This is a genomic window from Pseudoalteromonas sp. KAN5, assembly GCF_022846535.1.
GTDB classification, from domain to species: domain Bacteria; phylum Pseudomonadota; class Gammaproteobacteria; order Enterobacterales; family Alteromonadaceae; genus Pseudoalteromonas; species Pseudoalteromonas haloplanktis.
Genome location: NZ_AP025589.1, coordinates 3,260,001 through 3,283,743, shown reverse-complemented (window position 1 = coordinate 3,283,743; position 23,743 = coordinate 3,260,001). Strand labels below are relative to the sequence as shown.

The 23,743-nt window shown below is 40.9% G+C and carries 18 protein-coding genes, 3 rRNA genes and 1 pseudogene (1 of these 22 running past the window's edge); 7 read left to right on the top strand and 15 right to left on the bottom strand.

Annotation, left to right across the window (positions count from 1 at the left end; genetic code table 11):
* Nucleotides 1-264: 264 nt before the first annotated feature.
* The 5 genes and pseudogenes from KAN5_RS14615 to KAN5_RS14605 all read right to left on the bottom strand — a co-directional run bounded on the left by KAN5_RS14615 (nucleotide 265) and on the right by KAN5_RS14605 (nucleotide 2,701).
* On the bottom strand, nucleotides 265-600 hold the full coding sequence (locus KAN5_RS14615; RefSeq protein WP_244389995.1) for a helix-turn-helix transcriptional regulator: 336 nt from the start codon (nucleotides 598-600) through the stop codon (nucleotides 265-267).
* Nucleotides 601-835: 235 nt separating this feature from the next.
* A complete protein-coding gene (locus KAN5_RS17585; RefSeq protein ID WP_016710476.1) occupies nucleotides 836-1,135 on the bottom strand; it encodes a mechanosensitive ion channel family protein in 300 nt (99 codons plus the stop codon).
* A 75-nt stretch (nucleotides 1,136-1,210) separates the two neighbouring features.
* A pseudogene (locus KAN5_RS17580) lies at nucleotides 1,211-1,324 on the bottom strand (mechanosensitive ion channel domain-containing protein); the annotation flags it as partial.
* A complete protein-coding gene (locus tag KAN5_RS17575) occupies nucleotides 1,309-1,665 on the bottom strand; it encodes a hypothetical protein (RefSeq protein ID WP_347881503.1) in 357 nt (118 codons plus the stop codon). The gene KAN5_RS17575 and the pseudogene KAN5_RS17580, both read right to left, overlap by 16 nt.
* Before the next feature lie 64 nt (nucleotides 1,666-1,729).
* Nucleotides 1,730-2,701: a calcium/sodium antiporter gene (locus KAN5_RS14605; protein WP_244389994.1), complete on the bottom strand. Its 972-nt coding sequence runs from the start codon at nucleotides 2,699-2,701 to the stop codon at nucleotides 1,730-1,732.
* 574 nt (nucleotides 2,702-3,275) lie between these two features.
* On the opposite strand from KAN5_RS14605, the gene KAN5_RS14600 reads away from it, so the two are divergent.
* Nucleotides 3,276-3,692 (top strand): hypothetical protein, encoded by a 417-nt coding sequence (locus KAN5_RS14600; RefSeq protein WP_016710473.1) that lies wholly within the window; start codon nucleotides 3,276-3,278, stop codon nucleotides 3,690-3,692.
* Nucleotides 3,693-3,899: 207 nt separating this feature from the next.
* On the opposite strand, the gene glmS is transcribed toward KAN5_RS14600, so the two are convergent.
* Together glmS and KAN5_RS14590 are read right to left on the bottom strand one after the other, a co-directional pair.
* On the bottom strand, nucleotides 3,900-5,720 hold the full coding sequence (gene glmS, locus KAN5_RS14595; RefSeq protein ID WP_244389993.1) for a glutamine--fructose-6-phosphate transaminase (isomerizing): 1,821 nt from the start codon (nucleotides 5,718-5,720) through the stop codon (nucleotides 3,900-3,902).
* A 114-nt stretch (nucleotides 5,721-5,834) separates the two neighbouring features.
* Nucleotides 5,835-6,593, bottom strand: coding sequence for a DeoR family transcriptional regulator (locus KAN5_RS14590; protein ID WP_244389992.1), 759 nt, complete (start codon nucleotides 6,591-6,593; stop codon nucleotides 5,835-5,837).
* Nucleotides 6,594-6,806: 213 nt separating this feature from the next.
* Here KAN5_RS14590 and KAN5_RS14585 point away from each other — a divergent pair, with 213 nt between their 5' ends.
* Both KAN5_RS14585 and KAN5_RS14580 read left to right on the top strand, forming a co-directional pair.
* Nucleotides 6,807-7,709 (top strand): pepsin/retropepsin-like aspartic protease family protein, encoded by a 903-nt coding sequence (locus KAN5_RS14585; RefSeq protein WP_244389991.1) that lies wholly within the window; start codon nucleotides 6,807-6,809, stop codon nucleotides 7,707-7,709.
* 12 nt (nucleotides 7,710-7,721) lie between these two features.
* Nucleotides 7,722-8,252, top strand: coding sequence for a sugar O-acetyltransferase (locus KAN5_RS14580; protein ID WP_244389990.1), 531 nt, complete (start codon nucleotides 7,722-7,724; stop codon nucleotides 8,250-8,252).
* A 108-nt stretch (nucleotides 8,253-8,360) separates the two neighbouring features.
* Here the strand turns inward: KAN5_RS14580 and KAN5_RS14575 are convergent, their stop codons facing one another.
* The 4 genes from KAN5_RS14575 to KAN5_RS14560 form a co-directional block, all read right to left on the bottom strand.
* Nucleotides 8,361-10,781 (bottom strand): ABC transporter permease, encoded by a 2,421-nt coding sequence (locus KAN5_RS14575; RefSeq protein WP_244389989.1) that lies wholly within the window; start codon nucleotides 10,779-10,781, stop codon nucleotides 8,361-8,363.
* 102 nt (nucleotides 10,782-10,883) lie between these two features.
* Nucleotides 10,884-13,286 carry an ABC transporter permease gene (locus KAN5_RS14570; RefSeq protein ID WP_244389988.1) on the bottom strand — a complete coding sequence of 801 codons (2,403 nt, stop codon included), beginning with the start codon at nucleotides 13,284-13,286 and terminating at the stop codon, nucleotides 10,884-10,886.
* Nucleotide 13,287: 1 nt separating this feature from the next.
* Nucleotides 13,288-13,992 (bottom strand): ABC transporter ATP-binding protein, encoded by a 705-nt coding sequence (locus tag KAN5_RS14565; protein WP_016710465.1) that lies wholly within the window; start codon nucleotides 13,990-13,992, stop codon nucleotides 13,288-13,290.
* 11 nt (nucleotides 13,993-14,003) lie between these two features.
* Nucleotides 14,004-15,257: an efflux RND transporter periplasmic adaptor subunit gene (locus KAN5_RS14560; protein WP_244389987.1), complete on the bottom strand. Its 1,254-nt coding sequence runs from the start codon at nucleotides 15,255-15,257 to the stop codon at nucleotides 14,004-14,006.
* A gap of 224 nt (nucleotides 15,258-15,481) precedes the next feature.
* Between KAN5_RS14560 and KAN5_RS14555 the strand changes: the two genes are divergently transcribed.
* Nucleotides 15,482-16,900 (top strand): sigma-54 dependent transcriptional regulator, encoded by a 1,419-nt coding sequence (locus KAN5_RS14555; RefSeq protein ID WP_244389986.1) that lies wholly within the window; start codon nucleotides 15,482-15,484, stop codon nucleotides 16,898-16,900.
* Between the two features lie 2 nt (nucleotides 16,901-16,902).
* Nucleotides 16,903-18,219 carry an ATP-binding protein gene (locus KAN5_RS14550; RefSeq protein WP_016710462.1) on the top strand — a complete coding sequence of 439 codons (1,317 nt, stop codon included), beginning with the start codon at nucleotides 16,903-16,905 and terminating at the stop codon, nucleotides 18,217-18,219.
* Between the two features lie 129 nt (nucleotides 18,220-18,348).
* Here KAN5_RS14550 and KAN5_RS14545 read toward each other — a convergent pair whose 3' ends face one another.
* Complete coding sequence (locus tag KAN5_RS14545; protein ID WP_244389985.1) at nucleotides 18,349-19,629, bottom strand: acyltransferase; 1,281 nt, start codon at nucleotides 19,627-19,629, stop codon at nucleotides 18,349-18,351.
* A gap of 183 nt (nucleotides 19,630-19,812) precedes the next feature.
* Between KAN5_RS14545 and KAN5_RS14540 the strand changes: the two genes are divergently transcribed.
* A complete protein-coding gene (locus KAN5_RS14540; protein ID WP_138555094.1) occupies nucleotides 19,813-20,676 on the top strand; it encodes a LytTR family DNA-binding domain-containing protein in 864 nt (287 codons plus the stop codon).
* A gap of 66 nt (nucleotides 20,677-20,742) precedes the next feature.
* Nucleotides 20,743-22,026 (top strand): LysM peptidoglycan-binding domain-containing protein, encoded by a 1,284-nt coding sequence (locus KAN5_RS14535; protein WP_138555091.1) that lies wholly within the window; start codon nucleotides 20,743-20,745, stop codon nucleotides 22,024-22,026.
* A 320-nt stretch (nucleotides 22,027-22,346) separates the two neighbouring features.
* On the opposite strand, the gene rrf (KAN5_RS14530) is transcribed toward KAN5_RS14535, so the two are convergent.
* The 3 genes from rrf (KAN5_RS14530) to KAN5_RS14520 all read right to left on the bottom strand — a co-directional run.
* Nucleotides 22,347-22,461: ribosomal RNA gene (rrf, locus tag KAN5_RS14530) — 5S ribosomal RNA — on the bottom strand.
* Between the two features lie 62 nt (nucleotides 22,462-22,523).
* Nucleotides 22,524-22,638 (bottom strand): 5S ribosomal RNA (gene rrf, locus KAN5_RS14525).
* A gap of 258 nt (nucleotides 22,639-22,896) precedes the next feature.
* Nucleotides 22,897-23,743, bottom strand: a 23S ribosomal RNA gene (locus tag KAN5_RS14520) (it continues 2,040 nt past the right edge of the window).

Sequence of the window (23,743 nt, the reverse complement as noted above, 5' to 3'; positions counted from 1 at the left end):
GTTCCCAAATCCTAATTATTAACAATAACCTTGGCAAACTTATTTTGGTATAAGCATTTTAGGAAATTTCATGCCCCCACTCACACTATAAGAAACATAGTTACAACCGACTGATAATTTCGCTATAAAATTTGTAAAAGAAGCTCACAGATGACAAGTGGATTAGTTAGTTTTGCTTTACACAAAATCTTATATAGTCATAGACTACAAGGGCAGCTTTAGAGCTATTAAGGCTTTGAGCTTAGTTATGCAAAAAGTGGAATATTACTGATTATTTAGAAACAGCTCATCAATTTTTCTATTGAGCACTTCTCTCTCAGCTTCAGAAATGCACGTGCTACACGTATCTTCATCTTTAAAGATAGAATCTTGCAGAATACTTGTATCACGCCAAATGTCCCCAGTAGTTGATATTATGTCTATCTTCAGATTTAAAAGTTTAAGGTATTGAATGAAATATTTAATTCCCCCATCAAAAAACCCATTTTCCATTTGAGATATTTGCCTTCTACCTAAACCTATAATTTCTGACGCTTGCTCCTGCGTTAGTGACATCTTTTTTCGTGCACTGGCTAGCAACTGACCGTCATACAAACTCATTCCCACCTCTTAAACTTCCCCTACAACGCTACCATATAATAACAAAGACACATTTTACTACTATATAGTAGCACTTAAAGCTGAATAATTTCGTTCAAGGGATAGTTGTCGTAATCACTAGAGAACTTTAAATCCAAACCAATGTGATCCTAGAACTCATTAACCATTTATGTGTTAATCACTGCAGGAGCATGCCCCTGCAATAATCTCACAGCTCTGAGTAGAGGTAAGTAATTTAAGCGTTATTTTTTGACTCAATAATATGTAAATCACGTTGAGGGAACGGGATAGTAATTCCTTTGCTCTGTACTTTATCTTTAATTTTACGCTGTGTTTGCCAATATATATCCCAATAATGTGTCGTTGCTACCCAAGCACGAAGCTGCAAGTTCACAGAGCTATCTGCTAATGTGTGTACAAGATATTGAGGGGCCGGCTCAATCAAAATTCGAGATTCTTCACTGACAAGCTCCCTTAATGCAGCAAGCCCATCCTCTATTGAATCACCATAGGAAATACACACAGTTATATCCATACGGCGCTTTTCATTTCTCGTAAAGTTTTTTATCGCATTTGCCCAAACCGTGCTATTTGGGATTGATACAAAAACACCATCGGCGGTTTCAAGAACTGTGGTAAATAGTCCTAAATCTTTTACACTCCCTGTATAGCTTGATACTTCAACAAACTCTGCCTTTTTTAGTGGCTTTAAGAAAAGTAGCAGACCCCCGCAGCCACATTACTGAGTGTGTCTTTTAACGCTAGACCAATAGCTAAGCCAGCGACACCGACGAGTGCGACAAGACTGGCCGTGTTGACTCCAAATAAATCTAAAATAATCACAATAGCAATTAAATAAACAACATAGCCTGATAGCGTGGTAAGCAGCTTTGTAATGATTTCATCGTGCTTGCTCAATCGGTAAACCCCCTTATGCACAGCTCGTTTAAGTAGTTTTGAACAAATACTAGCTCCTATAAAGATGAAAATAGTAAGCAACGTATTCTTGGCTATCGCTATGAGTTGTAATTGATGCTCAGAAAAAAAGTTTATGATGGTTTCCATCGGTGGTTTCCCTTTTAATATAAATAAAGTATGTGCTTTGCTCTAAACGGTGTAACAACTAATGCTATCTAATGATACTGGTAACTAAGTAACCATTGTAAGCAATGTAGGAAGTAAGCAAGACACCACCTTCCCAACGATTTATTCTGTCTTGTCGGCCAAAACCGTAAGCCATAACCAACAACATGACGGAAAGTACAAGCATCACACTCCAATCTCTGAAAAATACGTCTGTAGAAATATGAGGTATAGGTTCAATAATACCGGCGATACCAATCACAGCTAAGATGTTAAACATATTCGAACCCACAACGTTGCCAATGGCGATGTCATGCTCTCCCTTTTTGGCTGCAATGATAGAAGCTGCAAGCTCTGGCAAAGATGTCCCTAATGCAACGATAGTTAAGCCAATAATAAGGTCACTGACACCCAGCGTAGTTGCAATTTCAACCGCTCCCCAAACAAGTATACGAGAGCTAATTATGAGTAATGTTAAACCCACGATGAGCCAGAAAATTGCTTTCCCTAAAGACATGGCGTGACTTTTAAGCTCAGTATCAAATTCTGTTTCGAGGGTATCGCTCGGTGATTTCATACCTGAATAGACAGACCATGCTAAGAAGAAGACTAATCCGCCCAACAACAGACTTGCATCAATCGCTGATAAAGCGCCGTCATACAGCAAGTACCCACAAAAAAGTACGACAACTAATAGTAAGGGAAGCTCATTTTTAACAATTTTAGATTGAACAGTGATAGGAGCAATGATGGCTGTTACACCAAGGATTAAGCTGATATTTACAATGTTGGACCCAAGAGCATTGCCTAACGCCAAGTCAGGGTTTCCATCACTTGCCGCCATTGCTGATACGACCATTTCAGGGGCTGAAGTCCCAAAACCAACAATGACCATACCAATTAAAATTGAAGGTAAGCCAGCATGGCCAGCCGTAGATGCCGCTCCTTCAACAAAGCGGTCTGCACTCCATACGAGTAAGATAAACCCCGCAATAATAGCGGCTATGGCTAAGAGCATGACTGAACCCCCACGATATCAATACCTGAAAGGCGTATGACAGAGTTGTCTGGTCTATTTGCAAAATGAAGTGAGCTTTGGCAGTGACGTAGTTTCATTATTTACCCTTAGGGCAGACTAGACTAAAAAGACAACAAACCATCTCTGCCCGAAATGATCCATTGCCTTAAGTCTTGTCAAAACCTGATAAGGTTCGAAACTGCCACGAGCGGTGTTGCTCGGAGACTGTTGACAGTTTCCTTGCTAAATGCAAGAGACTACTCCCCTAAGTGTTTAAAGAATAATCCATCCCTAATAATAATACAATTAACTTAGCTCACCTTTTTCCAAACATATTGCGTATAACTCTCGGGGCAAGACTTTCAATTTTAGTGAACAATCTTAAACTTGAAAGGAGCAACGAAAGCTCCAGAAAATATAGGAATGTAAAACTCGAGACTTAAAGCTGACTGAGAGCATATTATGACCACTAAGACATAATGCCTCATCCTATGAAAGAATAAGGACCTTTGTTAACTTTTAATAACTGGTATGTACTTTGCTATCTACTTTATAAAGTAAAAGGAACAAACTTATGGCTATTTTTCTCGCAAACTCGACACCTATACCGATTGAGTATACTCAAATAAGAAAGCTTTCTTCAGATGAGCTTGTTGATATAAAGAAAAAAGTATCAGAACTACAACCGCATGGCATGGAAGACTACCAGCAGCAAATAAACGCCCAAAACCATGTGCACCAACATACTGTGCTTGAGGTAAAAGGCCGAGTTATTGCTGCATTTGGAGATAATGATTGGCGCTTTTATCCAAGCAGCTCTGACAGTCGGGATGCAAATAAAACAGACATAGAAGTTATCAATAGTTTGAAATTGAAGTATGGGGAAACTTTAAAAGTGGCAACTTACCCACACGGACAAGGTCCTACGAAGGGAGAGATTCTTGAAAAAGTTTACGGCGCTACTCCTAACAGAGTTAACACCACAGCTTAGCTGGCAATTGTTTGCCGGCTAAGTAACCATTCACTGAGTCTTTATAACTCATATTCGTAATCATAGAAAAAACTTTAAGAGCACATTTGGTATGACTACTCTAGTCTAGCGCTTTGAGTATGAATCTTTATTGTTTGGTATGATACTTTATTGTATGGGGTGAATCTTTATTGTTCACCCACAACAGTAATTACCAATCTATTGATTTTACTCAACTGTAACCGATTTTGCTAGATTACGTGGTTGGTCAACGTCGGTGCCTTTTATCACTGCTACATAGTACGAAAGTAACTGCAGTGGGATTGTATATACAACAGGGGCGATCACGTCATCTACGTGGTTTACGTTGATCACGCGCATTGTGTCGTCTGACTCAAAGTGTGAATCTTTATCTGCGAATACATAGATGATGCCGCCGCGAGCCCGTACTTCTTCTACGTTTGATTTAAGCTTTTCAAGCAATTCGTTGTTTGGTGCTACAACAATAATTGGCATGTCGGCGTCAATAAGCGCTAATGGGCCGTGCTTAAGTTCACCGGCTGCATAAGCTTCAGCGTGAATGTATGAAATCTCTTTCAGCTTAAGTGCACCTTCCATCGCGATTGGGTATTGTGAACCACGGCCTAAAAACAGTGAGTGGTGCTTGTCAGCAAACTCTTCTGCTAAGTCTTCAATACCATTTGCAAGCAGTAATGCTTCTTCTAGCTTGTTTGGTAAGGTTTTAATCGCGTTAACGATTACGCTTTGATCTAAGCCTTTCTCTTGCGCTATAGACGCAGTAAGCATTAACAAACCAACCAATTGCGTGGTAAATGCTTTAGTCGACGCAACACCAATTTCAGCGCCAGCTTTAGTCATAAAGGCTAAATCAGATTCGCGTACTAATGATGAACCAGGCACGTTACAAATGGTCATTGAGGCCATGTAGCCTTGCTCTTTCGCTAAACGCAGGGCTGCTAAAGTATCGGCTGTTTCACCCGATTGTGAAATTGTCACAAGTAGGCTGTTTTCATGTACGAAAGACTCGCGATAGCGGAATTCAGAGGCAATTTCTACATTACAGCTTACGCCTGCAAATTGCTCAAGCCAGTAGCGGGCAACCATACCCGAGTGATAAGACGTACCACAGGCGATGATCTGTACATGTTTTACATCTTTAAAAATCTGCTGTGCACTGTCACCAAAAGCATCAATTGCTACGCGGTCATCATTTAAACGCCCTTCGAGTGTATTACGTACAGCAAGTGGCTGTTCGTAAATTTCTTTAAGCATGTAGTGACGGTATTCGCCTTTACCTGATGCATCTTGAGTGATGTTTGATTCGATCACTTCACGCTCAACGGCATTACCATCTATATCAAAGATTTCTACACTATCACGAGTAATACGCGCGACATCACCTTCTTCAAGGTAAATAAAGCTACGAGTTACTGGTAATAATGCTAACTGATCAGAGGCAATAAAGTTTTCACCAAGGCCTAAGCCTATAACAAGCGGGCTGCCTGAACGAGCTACAATGATTTCGTTATCGTTAGCTTTATCAAATACTACAGTACCAAAGGCGCCTTCAAACTGTTTAACGGCTGCTTGTACTGCTGCCAATAGAGTTGTATGTTGCTGGCGAAGTTGATGGATTAAGTGCACCATTACTTCTGTGTCAGTTTCTGATAAAAACTCGTAGCCGTCGCCTTTAAGCGCTTCGCGCAAACTTGCGTGGTTTTCAATAATACCGTTATGTACTAAAGCAATCTCGCTATTTGAAATATGCGGGTGTGCATTTGCTTTAGTTACGCTGCCGTGGGTTGCCCAGCGTGTATGCGCGATACCGGTAGTACCTTTAACGCCTGCTTCATTTAGCGCGTTTTCAAGGTTTACGACTTTACCAACCGCTTTAACAGTATTTAGCGTATTACCTTCTAAAAGTGCCACACCTGCTGAGTCGTAACCACGGTACTCAAGACGCTTTAAGCCTTCTACTAAAATTTTATTTACTGGACGTTCTGCAACAGCCCCAACGATTCCACACATAGTCTCTCCTTTTGCACATGCCAAAGCGTTAACTTTGGGTTTGTATGTGTTGTTTAATATTTAAAGGTCCATCACAGGTGTTGTCGGCCTGCAATAAACACGAATTTGTAAAATCTATAGCTCAGCGCAAATTAACTGTACGCCACACGCTTCAATTGCTTGGCGGGTATCAAGCGCCAAATTGCTATCTGTGATGAGTGTAGTGACTTGCTGCCAAGGCAATTCTAAATTGGGTATTCGACGACCTATTTTTTCAGACTCAACCAGTACAATTACCTCACGAGCAGATTCAGCCATTACTTGGCTTAAACCCACCAGCTCGTTAAAAGTGGTAGTCCCTCTTTCAACATCAATGCCATCTGCACCAATAAATAACTGATCAAAGTCATACGAGCGTAAAACATTCTCTGCAACTTGGCCTTGGAACGACTCTGAATGCGGGTCCCACGTACCACCGGTCATCAAAAGAGTTGGCTCATTTTCCAGCGCTAATAATCGGTTGGCGACCTTAATGGCATTGGTCATCACCACTAAACCGCGCTTATTTCCCAGCTCTGGGATCATCGCCGCCGTTGTGCGGCCACTGTCGATTATTATGCGGTTATGATCTTTGATTAGTGCTGCTGCGGCTTTGGCAATCGCTACTTTGCGTTTTGAATCAATATCATCACTAACGATTTCTTGTGGCAACGCAATTGCACCGCCATAACGGCGCAATAGTAAGCCGCTTTTTTCAAGCGCAGTTAGGTCTTTACGAATGGTTACTTCAGAGGTTTGAAACTGTTCAGCTAAAATATCTACGGCTACCTCACCTAACTCATTAACTTGAGTAAGAATAAGGTGACGACGTTGCTGGGTGTTTCGTTTAGTCATTAAGTGAACCATTTAAGTTTCGTTTCGAAAGTTAGGGGATTTTAAACGAAACTAAGTAAATGGCAAGTAAATGTATAAAAATCCGGCTTATTTAATCTAACTAGAAGCAAACTCTTTGATATTGATACCCAGATCTTACCAAACTACTCTCGATTTAAGGGTGTAACTTATATACACTCATTAGTATAAATAACAATAATTTAAAGGACTAAAATGAAATTGCTACTTCTATTAAGCATGCTGTTCTACAGTGTAAATAGTATTGCCGGCGCAACGCAGTGGATTGATTTTACGCTCGAAAGTGGTCATGTAAAAATACCCGTTATTGTGGCAGGTATAGATGGCTACGCACTATTAGACACAGGTGCGCAACTCAATGCTATTAACCCGCGCTTTATCAATAAACACCAATTAAGTTTTGATAAAGGTAAAAAAGTCAGGGTTAAGGGGATTTATGGTATTGAAGATAAGAAATCCTACAATAACGTACCAACTAGCTTTTTTGGCATTAATACTGAACTTGATAATTTAACCGAAGTTAATTTGGGATTTCACACTACCTCACTACTATTTGGCGCAGGCTTTTTTAATCAGTTTGTAATGCAGCTTGATTACCCAAACCAAAAAATGCGTTTAATAACCCATGATTCTATTAAGTTACGCGACCTTGAAAATATTAAAATGCAAACGCAGAAAGGGTCAGGCATGCCCATAGTCGAAGTTGGCTTGCAAGATGGTCAATCTGTCTGGTTGCTACTTGATACTGGGAATAACGGCGGTCTAGTCATTGAGCGTAAAGTAGCTCGGCAAATGGGTTGGTTGGATAATTTAGATATCACATCAGGCATTAGCATGGGAGCAAACTCAATAGCAACAACAGAAAGTTTTCGAATACCGTCTTTAAAGTTTGGCCCTTTTGAGCTTGAAAATGTTTTAGTCAGTATACCTGCTGAAGGACAAAAAGCGTATCTAGAAAGCCAATACGAAGCGACAGGGTCACGTATTAAAGGACGTAAGGTTCAAGGCTTGATAGGTTATGATGTACTAAAGCATTTTTTGATAACTATTGATTACAAAAATGGCCACGCCCATATTGGCTTGCCTGACGAAAAATAATAAAGGGTAATAATGAATACTAAATTCAACAACCTTGATAAATCATATTTAGAGCTGCGCAAAACAGCTCATGAGACTTGCCGGTTATTTTCAAAAAGCCCGAGTAAAGGCAACTTAAAACGTATTAAGAGTTTGTTTGCAATATGTAGTGAAGGCGTGATCATTGAAGCTGGCTTTCATTGTGATTATGGCTCGCAAATGCAAATTGGTGATCGTACTTTTATAAACATTAACTGCACTGTGTTAGATGCACCAATTAATGAGGGTGCAATAAGCATTGGCGACGATTGTTTAATTGGCCCAAACGTTCAGCTATTGGCCGTTTCTCATGCAATTGAGCCTAAGCAAAGACTACAAAAAGAAAACTTTGCAGCGCCAATAACTATCGGCAATAACGTGTGGATTGGCGCGGGGGTTATAGTCTTAGCGGGGGTTGCCATTGGTGATAATGCTGTCGTGGGCGCAGGCTCTATCGTCACCAAAAATGTTGCCGAAAATACAGTAGTTGCTGGTAACCCTGCAGTAAAAATTAAAGATATTTAAAGAGTTATATCGTAGGTCGCCATTCATGGCGACTATAATATAAAAGGCCTCTCGGTAAACGAAAGGCCTTAGTTAGAAAATTGTAACTAATTTTATATAATGACTTATCTATTCATCACGTAAGATAAGCGACGGCCTTGTACTGGCGGCTTTAAACGCGAGGCTTGCAACCGTGAGCCAAGTAATCGCAGCAACACTAAGGGCTGCTATTAAATAAACCCACAGCGACTGATCAACATGCTCGTTAAAATTGGCAAGCCAATCGGTAACAAAGAGGTAAGCTATCGGTAAGGCTACAACAGTACTAACTAACACTAAATATAAATATTCACGTGCGAATAAATTAATTAAACCTAAGCGCGAAGCCCCTAATACTTTTCGTATTGAGGTTTCTTTTTGCCGTGACCTTACGCCATAAGCCGCTAATGCAAAAACGCCTATACAACTTAGTAATATCGATAGCCCTGTAAATAGGTTAATAACTCGCCCTAAAAACTGCTCTTGCTGATAAATAGCGCCGTAATTATCAGCCAAATTTTCAATTGATAGCTCGGCCATAGCTAATTTTTTGGTTATTAACTGATTTATTTCGGCTTTAACAGCATAACTGGCTGCTGGTTTTAACCGTGTTTGAATAGCAACCTTGCCCATCCATGACAAACCACACGCAAAAAATAAAGGCTTAGTGCTTTGTCGAACATTTCCTATTTTTACGTTATTCACCACGCCAATAATAGTAAAAGTGTTTAATCTACCTGAATCAACACTCGTGAAAGAATGACCAATAGCCAACTCAGCGCTTTCTATTCCCATTTGAGCCACTAAACTACGGGTAACAATAACACTGGCGGCGTAACTTTTATCAGCCTCAACCTTGGTAACTTTATGATACCAATCGCCACCAAATTCAGCAGAAAAGTCACGCCCCGCTATTAGCGATAAACCTAATACTTGTGCAGCTTGATAACCCACACCAGAAAAATGCACTGATGCTTCATTATTTCGCTTATTAACCCAACTAATAGGCATAGAAATAGGCATTTCTTTCGTTAAATCACTATCAACAAAAGTGGCACTATCAACATCAGGTAACGTATTTATTCTAGCGAGTAATGAACTCTGTGGCTCAAAGGCGGATCTATCTATATTAGGAATATACAAGCGATTTTGACTATCATAACCAACAGGTAGATTTTGTAAAAAATCAAGCTGCTTATTAAGGTTAACTGCACCAATAATAAGTACAATCGCGCAGCTTGTTTGCAATATGATCAAGGTTGATTTGAGTTTTGATGCTTTTCTACCACTGCTCATACTGCCGCTTAATAAGTAGGTTATTGGCTTTTTCGCAACAATAAATACCGAATAGGCTGTGAGCAACATCCCAAAAAACAAAGTAAAAAATGCGATGATAGCGATTTGCCACCAAGCCTGACTGATACTCAAAGGACGTCCAACAAGATCACTAAACCAAGGAAGCAATTGCTCACATACGCCTACACTCAATAATATAGTGAAAGCTACCAACAAAAATGACTCTACCGAAAATTGACCAAACAATTGCCCCCAAGTAACACCAAGCGCCTTTTTAATCCCTATTTCTCGACCGCGCTTACTTAGTGCTGCAGCACTCATATTAATAAAATTAATAGCTAAAACTAATAACAACACCACGCACACCGCAATACAAATCAATACCGACTCTATCGCGCCACCTGCTTTCATTTCTTCGGTTCCTGCACCTTGCAAATGTATATTACTAATATGATTAAGCTTAACGGTTAGCTGAGGCTCTTTTGCTAATTTACGCTGATTCATAAGCTGCGATAACGACTGCTCTATGACGTTAATTTGTGCACTTGCATTGAGCTTTACATACACAAAACTATCGTCATGATATTCTCGAATATAACCAAGGTATCGTTCAGATAGCGGCACTATAGAGCGAAAATCGAGATGCGTATTCTGCGCTAAATCGGCAAAAACAGCAGTTACTATTAAAGTATCCACATCACGTTGTAAGCGCTTACCCACAACATTACTTTCACCAAATAAACGGATAGCTTCCGATTTTGATAAAACAATACTGTTTGGCTTTCTTAATGCTGTAGATAATTCTCCGTGAAGCATAGTGAATGAAAATATATCGGTAATATTCTGTGTTGCGGCTATCGTTTTAGTTAATTTAAACGACTTATTATTAATAGAGACCTGCTGCTCAAACCAAAACCAATAATCCATTGGCGCTAACTTTTGTACCGATTCAATATTACTAATACTCTCAAAGCTTTTAGCCAGCAATGCGTTAACAAAGGCTGAGTGAGTACCTTGTTGGTTATTATGTAGTTCAACTCGATAAACATGCTCGCTATCTTGCCATTGCTGGTCATAACTAAACTCATAATTAATGTATAACGCCATAAAAAAAACAGCGACTAAACCCACACTTAAACTAAATAGATTGAGACTGTAGATTAACGGTTGACGTTTAGCGGCACCAATCGCCGTTTTAAAATAGTTTACGAGCACTTTTTATTCCTTGTGAATTAATAATGTTTTCACTGATTAAAGTAATAGATTTGCGGAATAAAAATTAATTTCCGCCACGAATGTTATAGCAATAAAGCAGAATTACTCATACCGTAACGTCAGCGATGGTCTTGTACTGGCGGCTTTAAACGCAAGGCTTGCAACAGTCAGCCAAGTGATTGCAGCAACACTCAAAGCAGCAACCAAATAAACCCACAGCGCTTGATCAACACGCTCGTTAAAATTGGCAAGCCAATCACCCACCAGCCAATAGGTTAGCGGGTATGCTATGGCTACACTTCCCAGTACTAAAATTAAAAATTCTTTTGCCAGTAGGTTCATAATGCTGATGCGTGATGCGCCAAGCACTTTACGTACCGCCACTTCTTTTTGGCGGCGTAATACCGAAAATGATGCTAAACCAAATGTGCCAACACACGCTAAAAATACAGCTAAGCCGGAGAATAAAGTGACAAACTCAGTTGCACGTTCATCATTACGATAAAGTGCACGGTAGTTGTCCGCCATCATTTCTATTTTTGGGTCATAAATATCAAGCGTTTCGGCCAAAATAGTAGCAAGTTGCGTTTTAACATGGGGGAGCTGTGCTAAATCTAAATTAATAACAATTCTTCCCATCCAGCTGCTGGTATAGCCACAAATAAAAATAGTCGCTGGTTGCGCATCTTTGACACTGCCCACTTTAATATCTTTAACCACACCAACAACGTTGACTGTTAGTTGCTGACCAAAGCCCGTGTCTGTGTGCCAAACACTACCTATCGCATCTTCGGGTGTAGCATAACCCGCCTGCTTAGCTAAAGATTCAGTCAATATTGCAGACGCAGTAGCTTGAGTATCACTGACTTTATTAAACCAATCAGCTGCCATTTTTTTACTAAAATCACGCCCTGCAATTAGTGATAAATCCAATGCACTTACTATATTTGTACCGGCGGCAACAAATGGTAATGTTTGATTACTAAACTGACCATTATCTGCAGTAAACATACGGTATGAGTTATAGTTACCCGTTAAAGAAATGTCTATAACACTAGCTTGCTTCACACCATTAATAGCGTTAATGCGATCTAACAGCACATTGTTTTGGTTGTAGAATATATCTCCCGCATCGATATCACTGACAATCAACTTACCTTCCTTAGCAAATCCAATTGGCAGCGACTGTAAATGCGCTAGTTGCTGTTGCAATAGCAGTGCCGAAATAATCAACCCAACCGATAATGCAGCCTGTAAAACCAATAAGCTTTTTCTAACGACAATGGCTGTTCGTCCCCGTTGCATATCGCCACTGAGCACCCGCTTAGCACTAAAAGCCGACATAAACATCGCTGGATAAATCCCAGCTAGTAAACCTACCAACAAGACAACAAAGGCTATTGCTGCCCCTAAAGCTGAGCTGTAATTAAGCGCTAGCTGACGGTCAACTAATTGATTAAAAGTCGGTGTAAGTAACTCAACCAGCATGCACGCTATCAGTGCTGCAATAATGGTAATAAGCAGTGATTCAACTAAAAACTGGCTAACAATTTGTGATTTGCTCGCACCAAGCGCCTTACGCACCCCCACTTCTTTTGCGCGCTTTGCAGATTGCGCAATACTCATATTGATAAAATTAAAAGCCGCTAGCAGCACCAACAAAATACTTAAACCAATACAAATACGCAGCGTTGAAAGTGAACCATTCATTTTCATTTCATAACTAGAGCTTGCCGTTAAATGTAAAGATGTTAATGGGTGCAGAGCCAATTGTGTGGAATCATATTCTGAGTCATTATAAGCAACCTCTGTATAACGCTGCTCAAGAGTGCTAGCCAATTTATTTACCTTAGTACCTGGCGCAACACGAATGTAAGAATAACCATTATTGTTCTGATAGTAATTATTTGCAGGAGTCTCTTTAATTAACGCTTGAAAGAAAAAGTGAGTATTATCTGGCAGATCAGCAAATACCGCACCAACTTGCCAACGCTTCTTGCCCTGAATTAAAGTTTCACCAATAATCGCTGTGCTACCAAAAATCCGTATTGCATACTGCTCATTGAGTGCAATCATATTTGGCGTTGCAAGTACTGTTGCCAGTTCCCCAGCTACAATATCGATATTGATGAAATCAGCCACATTACTACTCGCCGCGAGTACATTTTCTAATTTAAAGCCAACGCCATCACGCACAAATTCAGAGCCAGGCGGGACCATTTCAAGTGACATAATGTCTTCAATTTCAGTCATGTCTTTAAAAGACGCGATCACATCTTTATTGACCACTGGTGCTCCCATACCCAGTGACGGAAAATATTGATAGATACGATACACACGATCCGCATGAGGTTGTTGCTCGTCATACGAGGCTTCATTAAAGGCAAACATAGCCACTAAAATTGCCGCAGCTAAGCCAACACTCAAGCCAATTATATTGAGTAAAAAGTGCTGTTTTTGCTGTTTGAATGCCCGTAAGGCGGTTACTAAATAATTAATAAACATGTTAAGCAACCTCAACAGCACTTTGCTGTACAACATTCGCCTTATCAAGCATCACTTGGCCATCTAGTAGGCGTACTAGGCGGTCAGCATAGGCACCTTCTTTTTCTGAGTGAGTCACCATAATTACCGTGGTGCCTTCTTTATTCAATTCGCGTAGCATGGCCATCACTTCATCACCGTTTTTAGAGTCGAGGTTACCAGTTGGCTCATCGGCTAAAATAAGTTTAGGGTTAATCACTAATGCACGCGCAACGGCTACCCGCTGCTGTTGACCACCTGATAACTGCTGAGGTAAATGCTCACCGCGATGATCAATACCTACTCTTTTTAAAATCGCTTCAACGCGTTGCTTACGCTCACTTTTTGATATTTTTTGATACTGTAATGGCAGCTCTACGTTTTCATAAACGGTTAGCTCGTCAATTAAATTAAAGCTTTGAAATACAAAACCAATAGAGGCTTTGCGAAGCTCCGACAATTGCTTTTCGCTGTACCCTGCAATGTCAGTTCCCGCAAAATCAAAACTGCCAGAGCTTGGTGAGTCCAACATACCCAAAATAGAAAGTAGTGTTGATTTGCCGCAGCCAGACGGCCCCATAATCGCTAGAAAATCACCTTCATTTACAGTTAGATTGATATTACTGAGCGCTGTAGTTTCAACATCTTGAGTACGAAATACGCGGCTTAAATTAGTTAATTTAATCATTGTTATTATCCTTAAAATTGTAGTTGCTGTGCTTTATCAAAGTTGCTGTAGCTTGAGGTAATTACTCGATCTCCCGCGTTTAGCCCTTCAAGCACTTCAAAATAGTGTTGATTCTTCTTGCCTAAGCGAATATCACGACGCAGTGCTTTGTCACCATTAGGGTCAATTACATAAACCCAGTTACCGCCAGAATTGGTAAAAAAGGCGCCACGTTTAAGCAGTAAGGCATTGTTTTTATCGCCTCCCAGCATTAACTCAATATCAATACTTTGGCCGCGCTTAATGCTTTTGGTGTTACTGGGTAAATCCACTTCAATTTGAAATTGTGACTGCTGTACGCGGCTATCAATTTTGCTCACTTTGGCATTCACCGTGCCGCTTTCAAGTTCAATCATCACGGTCATGTCACGCTGCACTTGGTTTAAATAAAATTCATCAAGGCGCACCACTAATTTATATTCATTAGGAATATCTATTTGGCCTAACCGCGCGCCACTGTTTTTAGATTCACCAATTTCCACATCAAGCTCGCTTAGGTAACCTGAAACGGGTGCTTTGATTAATAAGTTGTCGAGATTTCTGCGCGCAAACTGCAGGTTTTTTTCCAGCATTTTAGCGCTGTCTGAAAGCTGTGCCACTTGCACCTCACGAATTGAGTTTTCCTGTTTTTGGCGCTCAAGGGTGAGCTCTTTACGCGCTTGGTAATAATTTAAATCTTCTTCTAGCTCTGCAAGTTGGTCTTGCGCCAATACGCCACTTTTAACCAAGGGCTTTGTTTGTTTTAAACGACGTGTTAAATGAGTTATTTTTAGCTCGATTTCTAATAAGTCACGACGTAAATTTAAACGGCTGGTTTCCATGGTCATTTGCGTGTTGCGTAAAAAATTAAGCTGTTCAGTTACCTGCGCTTCGCGACTCATTACATCTAGTTGCAGGTTAGTATTGCTTAAGCGCACTAGCGGTTGGCCTTTTTCTACATACTCGCCCTGTTCAACTAAGCGCTCTTCTACTTGACCACCAGCAATAGTATCGAGATAAATGCTGGTTTTTGGTACCACTTGACCCCGTAGGCTCAGTGCATCTTTAAAGGCACCTTGTTTAACCGTGCTAACCGTAAGGCTGCTACGATCAATATTCTGGCTACGACCTGTATCACTGCTTTGCGTAAAACCGTATGCAGCGGCAGCAACACCTAAAGCCAGCGCTGCAAAGGTGAATTTTTTTAAATACTTTTGAGTAAATGAGCGTTCTATTTTTTTGTCCATGTTGGCTACCTTGATACAGGTTTAATAACTAATTACCGATAGTTATTACAATCACTGTGCCAACTTTGTTTAACTAATAAATTCAATTAGTTAAAGTTACATTTAATTATTCACATATTCATAGTGTCCGCTAATAGAACACTTTGTTATTTTATGAACGTCCATTTATGGACACTGTTCCTTTTTTGTTTTAGGCTAAATAAAACCCTATAAAAATAATAATCATGAAACACACAGGCTCACTTTTAATTGTTGATGACAACCCGGATATCCTCATTGCTGCACGGTTATTGCTCAAACAGCACTATCAAAGTGTTAAAACCACTGACACCCCATTTGAGATTGCAGGCATCATTGACGAGCAACGCAAAGCTGATCAACCAATTGATATAGTATTGCTTGATATGAACTTTACTCAAGACTCAATCAGTGGCAAAGAAGGCTTTTATTGGCTAAAAAAAATCATCGAGCAAGACGCTAATATCGTTGTTTTGTTAATGACTGCCTACGGCGATATTCAACTGGCAGTCGATGCAATTAAAGCGGGGGCCTCTGACTTTATTGCCAAGCCTTGGCAAAACGAGCAATTACTTGGCGCAGTCGCCGCCGCATTTTCACACGCCAAAGACAAGCAGCAAGTCGGTCAATTAACGCGGCAAAAGCAAGGGTTAAACCAAGCTTTAAACACACCAAGCTTCGAGTTTTTGGGCCAAAGTGCGGCTATGCAACAGGTATTTAGCACTATAGAAAAAGCCGCACAAACTGATGCCAATATACTAATAACCGGTGAAAGCGGCACAGGTAAAGAGCTCACCGCGCACGCCATTCATCAAGCAAGCAAGCGGCACAGCCAAACCTTTATGAGTTTAGACATGGGCGCAGTGGCGCAGAATTTATTTGAAAGCGAGCTATTCGGCCATAAAAAAGGCGCGTTTACCGATGCAAAAGCCGATCGAATTGGTAAATTTGAACTTGCCCAAGGCGGTAGTTTATTTTTAGATGAGCTGGGTAATTTACCCCTAGAGCATCAAGCTAAATTACTGGCCGCACTACAAAATAGGCAAATTACGCCTGTTGGCGGCAGTAAAGCAGTTGATATTGATATCCGCCTAATTTGTGCCACTAACGATAATCTTGAACAAGCAGTTATTGAAGGACGTTTTCGCCAAGATTTGTTATACCGAATAAACACCGTTGAAATTCGCCTACCAGCATTACGTGAGCGAAGTGATGATATTCCGCTTTTAGCAAATTATTACCTTAATCATTTTTGCCAAAAATATAAACGCAGCTTAGCCATTAGCGATCATGACATGACTTCACTTTGCCAGTATTCATGGCCAGGCAATGTCCGAGAGCTAGCCCACGCAATAGAGCGAGCGGTTATTTTAACTGAAGGAGATAGGCTAGATATAAACTCAGTGGTTGGCAACATAGCAGTACTTAACGCCAACAATATAGAGCAAAGCTCTGGGCGATTAAACAGTGAGGTGCAGTACGATACTTTCGATTTAGAGATACTTGAACAACGCACAGTTCGCGCAGCACTTAAGCACCATCAAGGTAATGTTAGTCATGCCGCCAAAGCGCTCGGTTTAACCCGCGGTGCTATGTACCGCCGCCTTGAAAAATATGGGTTGTAATCATGCGTGCTAATTTATTGCTTTCGTTTAATATTATCGCACTTATAAGTGCAAGTGCGTTGCTTAGCTATGTATTACAAACACATGGCTTTTCAGCGACGACATTGTTAATAATTTTAGTCGCCATGGCGTTAATAGCGCATATTTTTACGCTGTTTAAGCGCCAACAAAAACAAGCTGAAATGGTCATTCGTGCCCTTGCCAATGGCGACAGCACTTTGGGACTTGGCCAGCACCACCCTATGCTTAAGCAATTTGAGCAAGTAAAAACACAAATGCAAACAGCACGGTTTAATGCCGAGCAACAAGCGCAGTTTTTACAAGCTTTACTCATCCATGTGGATTTAGCCGTATTGGTATGTGATGACAATGGTAAGGTAATCGAATCAAACCCAGCCGTTAGTAAATTACTGGGGAAGAGTTTTCAACACTTACATGAGTTAGGCGCTGTTGGAGAGTTAATTTTAAACGCCGAACATAGTATCCGCAGCACTACCTACTGGCAAAATGGCGAGCAGCACGACACCCTATCAATTCAACTTAGTATCGCTGAAATACAAGGTAAAGTTCGCCGTGTAGTGAGCTTACAGTCAATTCACGACCAATTACAGCTCAAAGAACAACAAGCGTATAAACGCTTAACTAAAGTGCTCACTCACGAAATTGCCAACTCTATTACGCCACTTTCATCGTTAGCTGATACCTGTAGCAATTTACTACCACAAGAGTTATGTTTTGATGAGCTTGAAGATAAACAAGACTTACAGCTTGCACTAAGCACGTTAGCATCAAGAACGGCACATTTAGGTGATTTTATTGCTCGTTTTCGCCAAGTGAGTAGCTTACCTAAGCCCAACTTAGCGCCCGCAAATTTAGCTGATATGCTATCGCGCATAGTCGCTTTACATCAGCAACAAGCACACGATCAACACACCCATATTGAACTGTCGATTAAAAATCACCAGCTAGTAATGCTTGATAGCAGCCAAATAGAGCAGGTATTAGTAAACTTAATAAAAAATGCACTTGAAGTACTAAAGAGTAGCCAAAAATACAGCGCTGAGAATGCAGTTCAAGCAAGGATTGAAATTAGCTTGGCACAAAACACCAGCCAACAACTTTATATAGAAATCAGCGACAACGGCCCAGGCATCAGCGAACATGTGGTTGATATGATCTTCGTGCCATTTTTTACCACCAAGCAACAAGGCTCCGGCATCGGTTTAAGCCTATCTAGGCAAATTATGCTCAACCACGGAGGTGATTTAATTTATGTGCAAAAGCCACAAGGCGCATGCTTTAGATGTGTGTTTGGTTGAGTGTAGGCACCATTTAAGATGATGACTCATTAGCATTGGCACTTTCGCGCTAAAACACGACCTACAAAATTGCACAGCATATCTCGTGGGTCGTCGTTTACGGCGACAATTAGTCTGTAATACAGATAGTTAAATCAACCTAAAGATCAGCGGGCTTACCAATATTAGTCCGCAACAAAAGCCTGCTTTAACTTGCCATGCTTTATATTTCCCTGTGACTTTAATCCCTAGCAATGGGCTTAATAGGTCGACACGGCGCGCAAAAATAAATACTAGCCAACAAATAATGAAAGTGAGGCTCAGTATAAGCAATGGCTCCACAAAACCACCTAATTGCAGCTTCGATAAATAAAACGCAAGACCAATAATTACACTTTGATGTAAAAGATAAAACGAAAATACGGCTGAGTTTAATAAAGCCAGTTTAGGGTGATCGTGATTCAAAAAGCGTTGTGCGAGTGCCAGCATCAATAACACCCCCACTAATCTTTGCGCTGTATACAGCATGTCCATGCTGGTAATTTGCCATTGGCTAGCAGCAGGGTTTTGCCAAATCATGTGATACCCCACTACCACAAGCAAATAAGCAACAATAAATGCACCGAGTAACACTCGCCAATGGCGAAGTAGCTGGCTGTAAAATGCAGGCTGCCACGCAAGCAAGTAACCGTATAGTAAAAACAGCGCGCCCATGGGGTATCTGAATGTATCACTTGGCCAGCTCAACTTTAAAATACACAGCGGCAGTAACAAGGTGATGAAAATCATCAGTAACGAGCGATTACACAAACGCGTGATAACTGCTTGCACTGTAGCGTGATGAAGCAACGGCAGCACTAACACCAGCAATAAAGTAAATTGCCATAAGGAACGTAAATACCACAGGTGGTTTACATCAACGTGTGGCCAAATACCTGCTTGGTAGTGCTCAAATAACGGATTGGTTAAATCAAAAAACTGGCTATAAAACTGCCAAAAGCTCATGGATAAACCAACTTCTTGGCTCATTTGCGCATAAAGCTGGATAGGCACAATAAACCAAATGCCAAACAATAAAGGCAGTAATATTTTTACACTGCGCGTAGTTAAAAACATACCTAGGTTAAAACGCGCAACAATAAAGCGCAGCGCCACACCTGAAATAAACCAAATTAGTCCCATCCGCCATGGCGACAGTAAGAGCATAATATTTTCAATGCTGCTGGATAAATACTGGCTTTTAAAATGAAAACCCCAGTTTTCACTGTATAACATGCCGGTGTGATAAAAAATTAGTAGACCAAAGGCAAGTACTCGCAGCCAATCTAAATCATAGCGACGCAGTGGCAATTCAACGGTTTTATTAAACACATGTAGCCATGGCTGTAATAGCATACGGGCTGTGTTTTTAATGACTATTTTAAGTTTCATATTAGATTTAACTTGCGACTAATTAATAGCAACTATGAACAACACACTGCGTATTACAATAAAAAAAGGCTGAGAAAACAGTCAGTAGGGATAAACGGTGGATAACAGGGATGATAAGTTTGGTGATTGTTCACTATGTTGGTAATCTGATAATAAGGCTTTTAAAGAGTAACAATAATAATGATCTCCTTAACGCACTTTCAACGCTACCAAACTTGGTATGCGGCATTTTTTTTATCTAGTTATATTTTTATCAACAACACGATTAATGCCAGCTCAAACATTATGGAAGCTCAGCGCGATGGCGAACTCCCATTTATGATCTGGGAGCCGTTTGTATGGGAATATTCCAGCGCTATTGGCACCTTGTTGTTGTTTCCTGCTTTAGTTTGGTTATTACAAGCCCAACCCCTTAATTGGCAAAAAATAACACGTTCATTATTCATTTATTTCATTGCGAGTGTTATTTTTTCATTACTACATGTAGGGATCATGGTCGCTATTCGCAAGATCATTTATAACGTACAAGGCATGCAGTATGACTTTGGGTTAGTGTGGTTTGAGCTACTCTATGAATACCGTAAAGACCTATGGGGGTTTTTGTTTTTAATCGTGGTTATTAAAACGTATCAATATGTTGTTGGCCAATTAACCGGTCAAGCCACACCAATCACACATGCAGAGGACGCACCGCAGGACTTGAATTTCGACCGATTACTCGTTAAAAAACTAGGTAAAGAATTTATTATCTGTACTGATCAAATTGACTGGCTTGAGTCTAGCGGCAATTACGTAAACCTGCATATTGGCACTCGGATTTACCCGCTACGTGCAACCATGACCCATCTTATATCTCGGTTAGAGCCACAAGGCTTTTGCCGGATTCATCGCTCTCATGCTATTAGACTCGATGCGATTGAATCAATAACGCCTTTATCCAGTGGCGATAGCGAAGTAAAGTTAATAACAGGAAAAGTACTTAACCTATCCCGTCGCTACAAAGAGCAATTTAAGGGACAGATTAATTCATCTGCCGTTTGGGTATAAATCACTCTATGTTAAGCTAGTCTGCTTTAGGTTAGCCACATTCATATTTTTGGAGTAGTGTAGTACGTGTTTTCAAGTCAATTTATCCGCATTCTGCCTTTAGTTATTATTTTAACCGGTTGTGAAACTACACAAGAAGAACCAGCCTCACAACCTAAACCTGAAGTGAAAGTTAAGGCAAACCCTAAAACGATCTTTAGTGAACAAAACGAAGATCTTGCACAAATAGCCCCCTTGAGCCCTCAGGAGCTTGATGATGTTTGGCAACGTATCCGAGCCCAGCTAACATTTGCCAATTCTAGTCACCCAGAAGTGCAGCAGCGCATTGCTTGGTATTTATCCCACCCAAATTACATGGATGAAATAAGTCGCCGTGCTGAGCCTTACCTTTACTACATAGTCACTGAAGTTGAAAAGCGGGATCTACCGATAGAATTAGCACTAATGCCACTGATTGAAAGTGACTTTGATGCCAGTGCCTATTCGCACAAACATGCATCTGGGCTTTGGCAACTAACCCCTTCTATAGCTAAATATTTTAAGGTAAAAATTAGCCCTTGGTACGATGGTCGCCAAGATGTGATCGACAGCACTCGTGCAGCGCTTGATTTTATGGAGTACTTATATAAACGCTTTGATGGTGATTGGTATCATGCTATTGCAGCCTATAATTTAGGTGAAGGACGTGTACTTAGAGCAATCAGTAACAATAAAAAACAAGGTAAACCAACAGATTTTTTTAGCTTAAAACTACCGAAACAAACCAGTCAATATGTACCAAAGTTACTTGCTGCGGCGCAGTTATTAAAAAGTCAAAAGATGACGTTCCCTGCCATAGCAAATAAAGATGCAATCGCCACAGTGACCATTTCTGGTTCAGTCATTTTAGATAATAAAAGTCAATGGCAACTGTTAGAGCCTTTAAACTACGGGGTTATTCGCTTCCCAGCAATTATTGATGCGCCGCATCTCGTCGTTCCTGCCAGTGAGAAAATACAATTTGAGACCATGATCGCAAACCAAAAAAGCAACGATTACAGCCAATGGCAACAGTACACCGTTAAACGTGGTGATAGCTTAAGTGTGATAGCTAAGCGCTACAAAGTGAGCGTGAACCAACTAAAAGCATTCAACAATTTAAAAAGTAGTACCATACGTATTGGCCAAAAGTTGGTACTGCCGCAGTTAGCCGATACACAAATAGAGCACAAGGTAAAATCTGGCGAAAGCTTATGGAAAATAGCCAACCATTATAAAGTCAGCATCACTAAACTAAAACAATGGAACAGCCTTTCAGGCGACCGTTTAAAAGTAGGTGATAAGCTCACAGTGTTTTTATCTAATAGTTAAAATTAACCCTGAGGACTGTGGATAGTATTTTCGTTTCGAGTTTCGAGTTTCGAGTTTCGAGTTTCGAGTTTCGAGTTTCGAGTTTCGAGTTTCGAGTTTTTCAAGATTAAAATGCAGGAGAGTTAAAGAGGAAAGCAGTTTAAAGGTGTACGTTACGCTCTGAGGGGGTCGTCGCGTTCTTTTCTCCGTGGCGTGATACTCAACTCACGTTACGGTGTTTAGGTTGACACCGTACTGCTGAGAGCTGAAGGTTTAATATACTTTATTCTAGAACAACAAAAAACCCGCTTCATTTCTGAAGCGGGTTTCTTTTAATTGAATCCTGGCGATGACCTACTTTCACATAGCAAATGCTACACTATCATCGGCGCTGTTTCGTTTCACTACTGAGTTCGGCATGGGGTCAGGTGGGTCCAAAACGCTATTGTCACCAAGAAAATTCTTTTCGATTTTCTTATTCTAATTTTTAAGGTTAAAGTTCTTCAACTAAATTTGGAGCCTGGCGATGACCTACTTTCACATAGCAAATGCTACACTATCATCGGCGCTGTTTCGTTTCACTACTGAGTTCGGCATGGGGTCAGGTGGGTCCAAAACGCTATTGTCACCAAGCAAATTGGGTATTAATCCGCTCTTGCGAGCCAATTAATTAAAATCTGGAAAATCTGATAATTGTTTTCTTACAACTTAAAGCTTATCGCTTACAGCTGCTAGTAAATCTACTTTAGTTGTCGCGATAAATCACGACCTACAATCTTAACTTCTGCGCTTAAACAGTCACATAAAAATCTGTCTGGAACAGATTTTAACGCACTTGTGCGGCTTTAGTCATTTACATGGACGTAAATGATAAAACGCGTTTGGCGTTGTATGGTTAAGCCTCACGGGTAATTAGTACAAGTTAGCTTAACATGTCACCATGCTTCCACATCTTGCCTATCAACGTTGTAGTCTTCAACGGCCCTTCAGAGACTTTAAAAGTCTAGTGAGAACTCATCTCGAGGCCTGCTTCGCGCTTAGATGCTTTCAGCGCTTATCAGTTCCGAACGTAGCTACCGGGCAATGCCATTGGCATGACAACCCGAACACCAGCGGTTCGTTCACTCCGGTCCTCTCGTACTAGGAGCAACCCCTCTCAATTCTCAAACGCCCACGGCAGATAGGGACCGAACTGTCTCACGACGTTCTAAACCCAGCTCGCGTACCACTTTAAATGGCGAACAGCCATACCCTTGGGACCGACTTCAGCCCCAGGATGTGATGAGCCGACATCGAGGTGCCAAACACCGCCGTCGATATGAACTCTTGGGCGGTATCAGCCTGTTATCCCCGGAGTACCTTTTATCCGTTGAGCGATGGCCCTTCCATTCAGAACCACCGGATCACTATGACCTACTTTCGTACCTGCTCGACGTGTCTGTCTCGCAGTTAAGCTGGCTTCTACCATTACACTAACCGTACGATGTCCGACCGTACTTAGCCAACCTTCGTGCTCCTCCGTTACTCTTTGGGAGGAGACCGCCCCAGTCAAACTACCCACCAGGCACTGTCCGTAACCCCGATTCAGGGGCCAACGTTAGAACATCAAAACTACAAGGGTGGTATTTCAAGGACGACTCCAACAAGACTAGCGTCTCATCTTCAAAGTCTCCCACCTATCCTACACATGTAGGTTCAATGTTCAGTGCCAAGCTGTAGTAAAGGTTCACGGGGTCTT

Coding starts and splice junctions, on each gene's coding strand:
- KAN5_RS17585 (WP_016710476.1), bottom strand. CDS start 1,135: ATGGATATAACTGTGTGTATTTCCTATGGTGATTCAATAGAGGATGGG.
- KAN5_RS14545 (WP_244389985.1), bottom strand. CDS start 19,629: ATGAAACTTAAAATAGTCATTAAAAACACAGCCCGTATGCTATTACAG.
- KAN5_RS14615 (WP_244389995.1), bottom strand. CDS start 600: ATGAGTTTGTATGACGGTCAGTTGCTAGCCAGTGCACGAAAAAAGATG.
- KAN5_RS14605 (WP_244389994.1), bottom strand. CDS start 2,701: ATGCTCTTAGCCATAGCCGCTATTATTGCGGGGTTTATCTTACTCGTA.
- KAN5_RS14565 (WP_016710465.1), bottom strand. CDS start 13,992: ATGATTAAATTAACTAATTTAAGCCGCGTATTTCGTACTCAAGATGTT.
- KAN5_RS14590 (WP_244389992.1), bottom strand. CDS start 6,593: ATGACTAAACGAAACACCCAGCAACGTCGTCACCTTATTCTTACTCAA.
- KAN5_RS14570 (WP_244389988.1), bottom strand. CDS start 13,286: ATGTTTATTAATTATTTAGTAACCGCCTTACGGGCATTCAAACAGCAA.
- KAN5_RS14550 (WP_016710462.1), top strand. CDS start 16,903: ATGCGTGCTAATTTATTGCTTTCGTTTAATATTATCGCACTTATAAGT.
- glmS (WP_244389993.1), bottom strand. CDS start 5,720: ATGTGTGGAATCGTTGGGGCTGTTGCAGAACGTCCAGTAAATAAAATT.
- KAN5_RS14555 (WP_244389986.1), top strand. CDS start 15,482: ATGAAACACACAGGCTCACTTTTAATTGTTGATGACAACCCGGATATC.
- KAN5_RS17575 (WP_347881503.1), bottom strand. CDS start 1,665: ATGGAAACCATCATAAACTTTTTTTCTGAGCATCAATTACAACTCATA.
- KAN5_RS14560 (WP_244389987.1), bottom strand. CDS start 15,257: ATGGACAAAAAAATAGAACGCTCATTTACTCAAAAGTATTTAAAAAAA.
- KAN5_RS14600 (WP_016710473.1), top strand. CDS start 3,276: ATGGCTATTTTTCTCGCAAACTCGACACCTATACCGATTGAGTATACT.
- KAN5_RS14585 (WP_244389991.1), top strand. CDS start 6,807: ATGAAATTGCTACTTCTATTAAGCATGCTGTTCTACAGTGTAAATAGT.
- KAN5_RS14580 (WP_244389990.1), top strand. CDS start 7,722: ATGAATACTAAATTCAACAACCTTGATAAATCATATTTAGAGCTGCGC.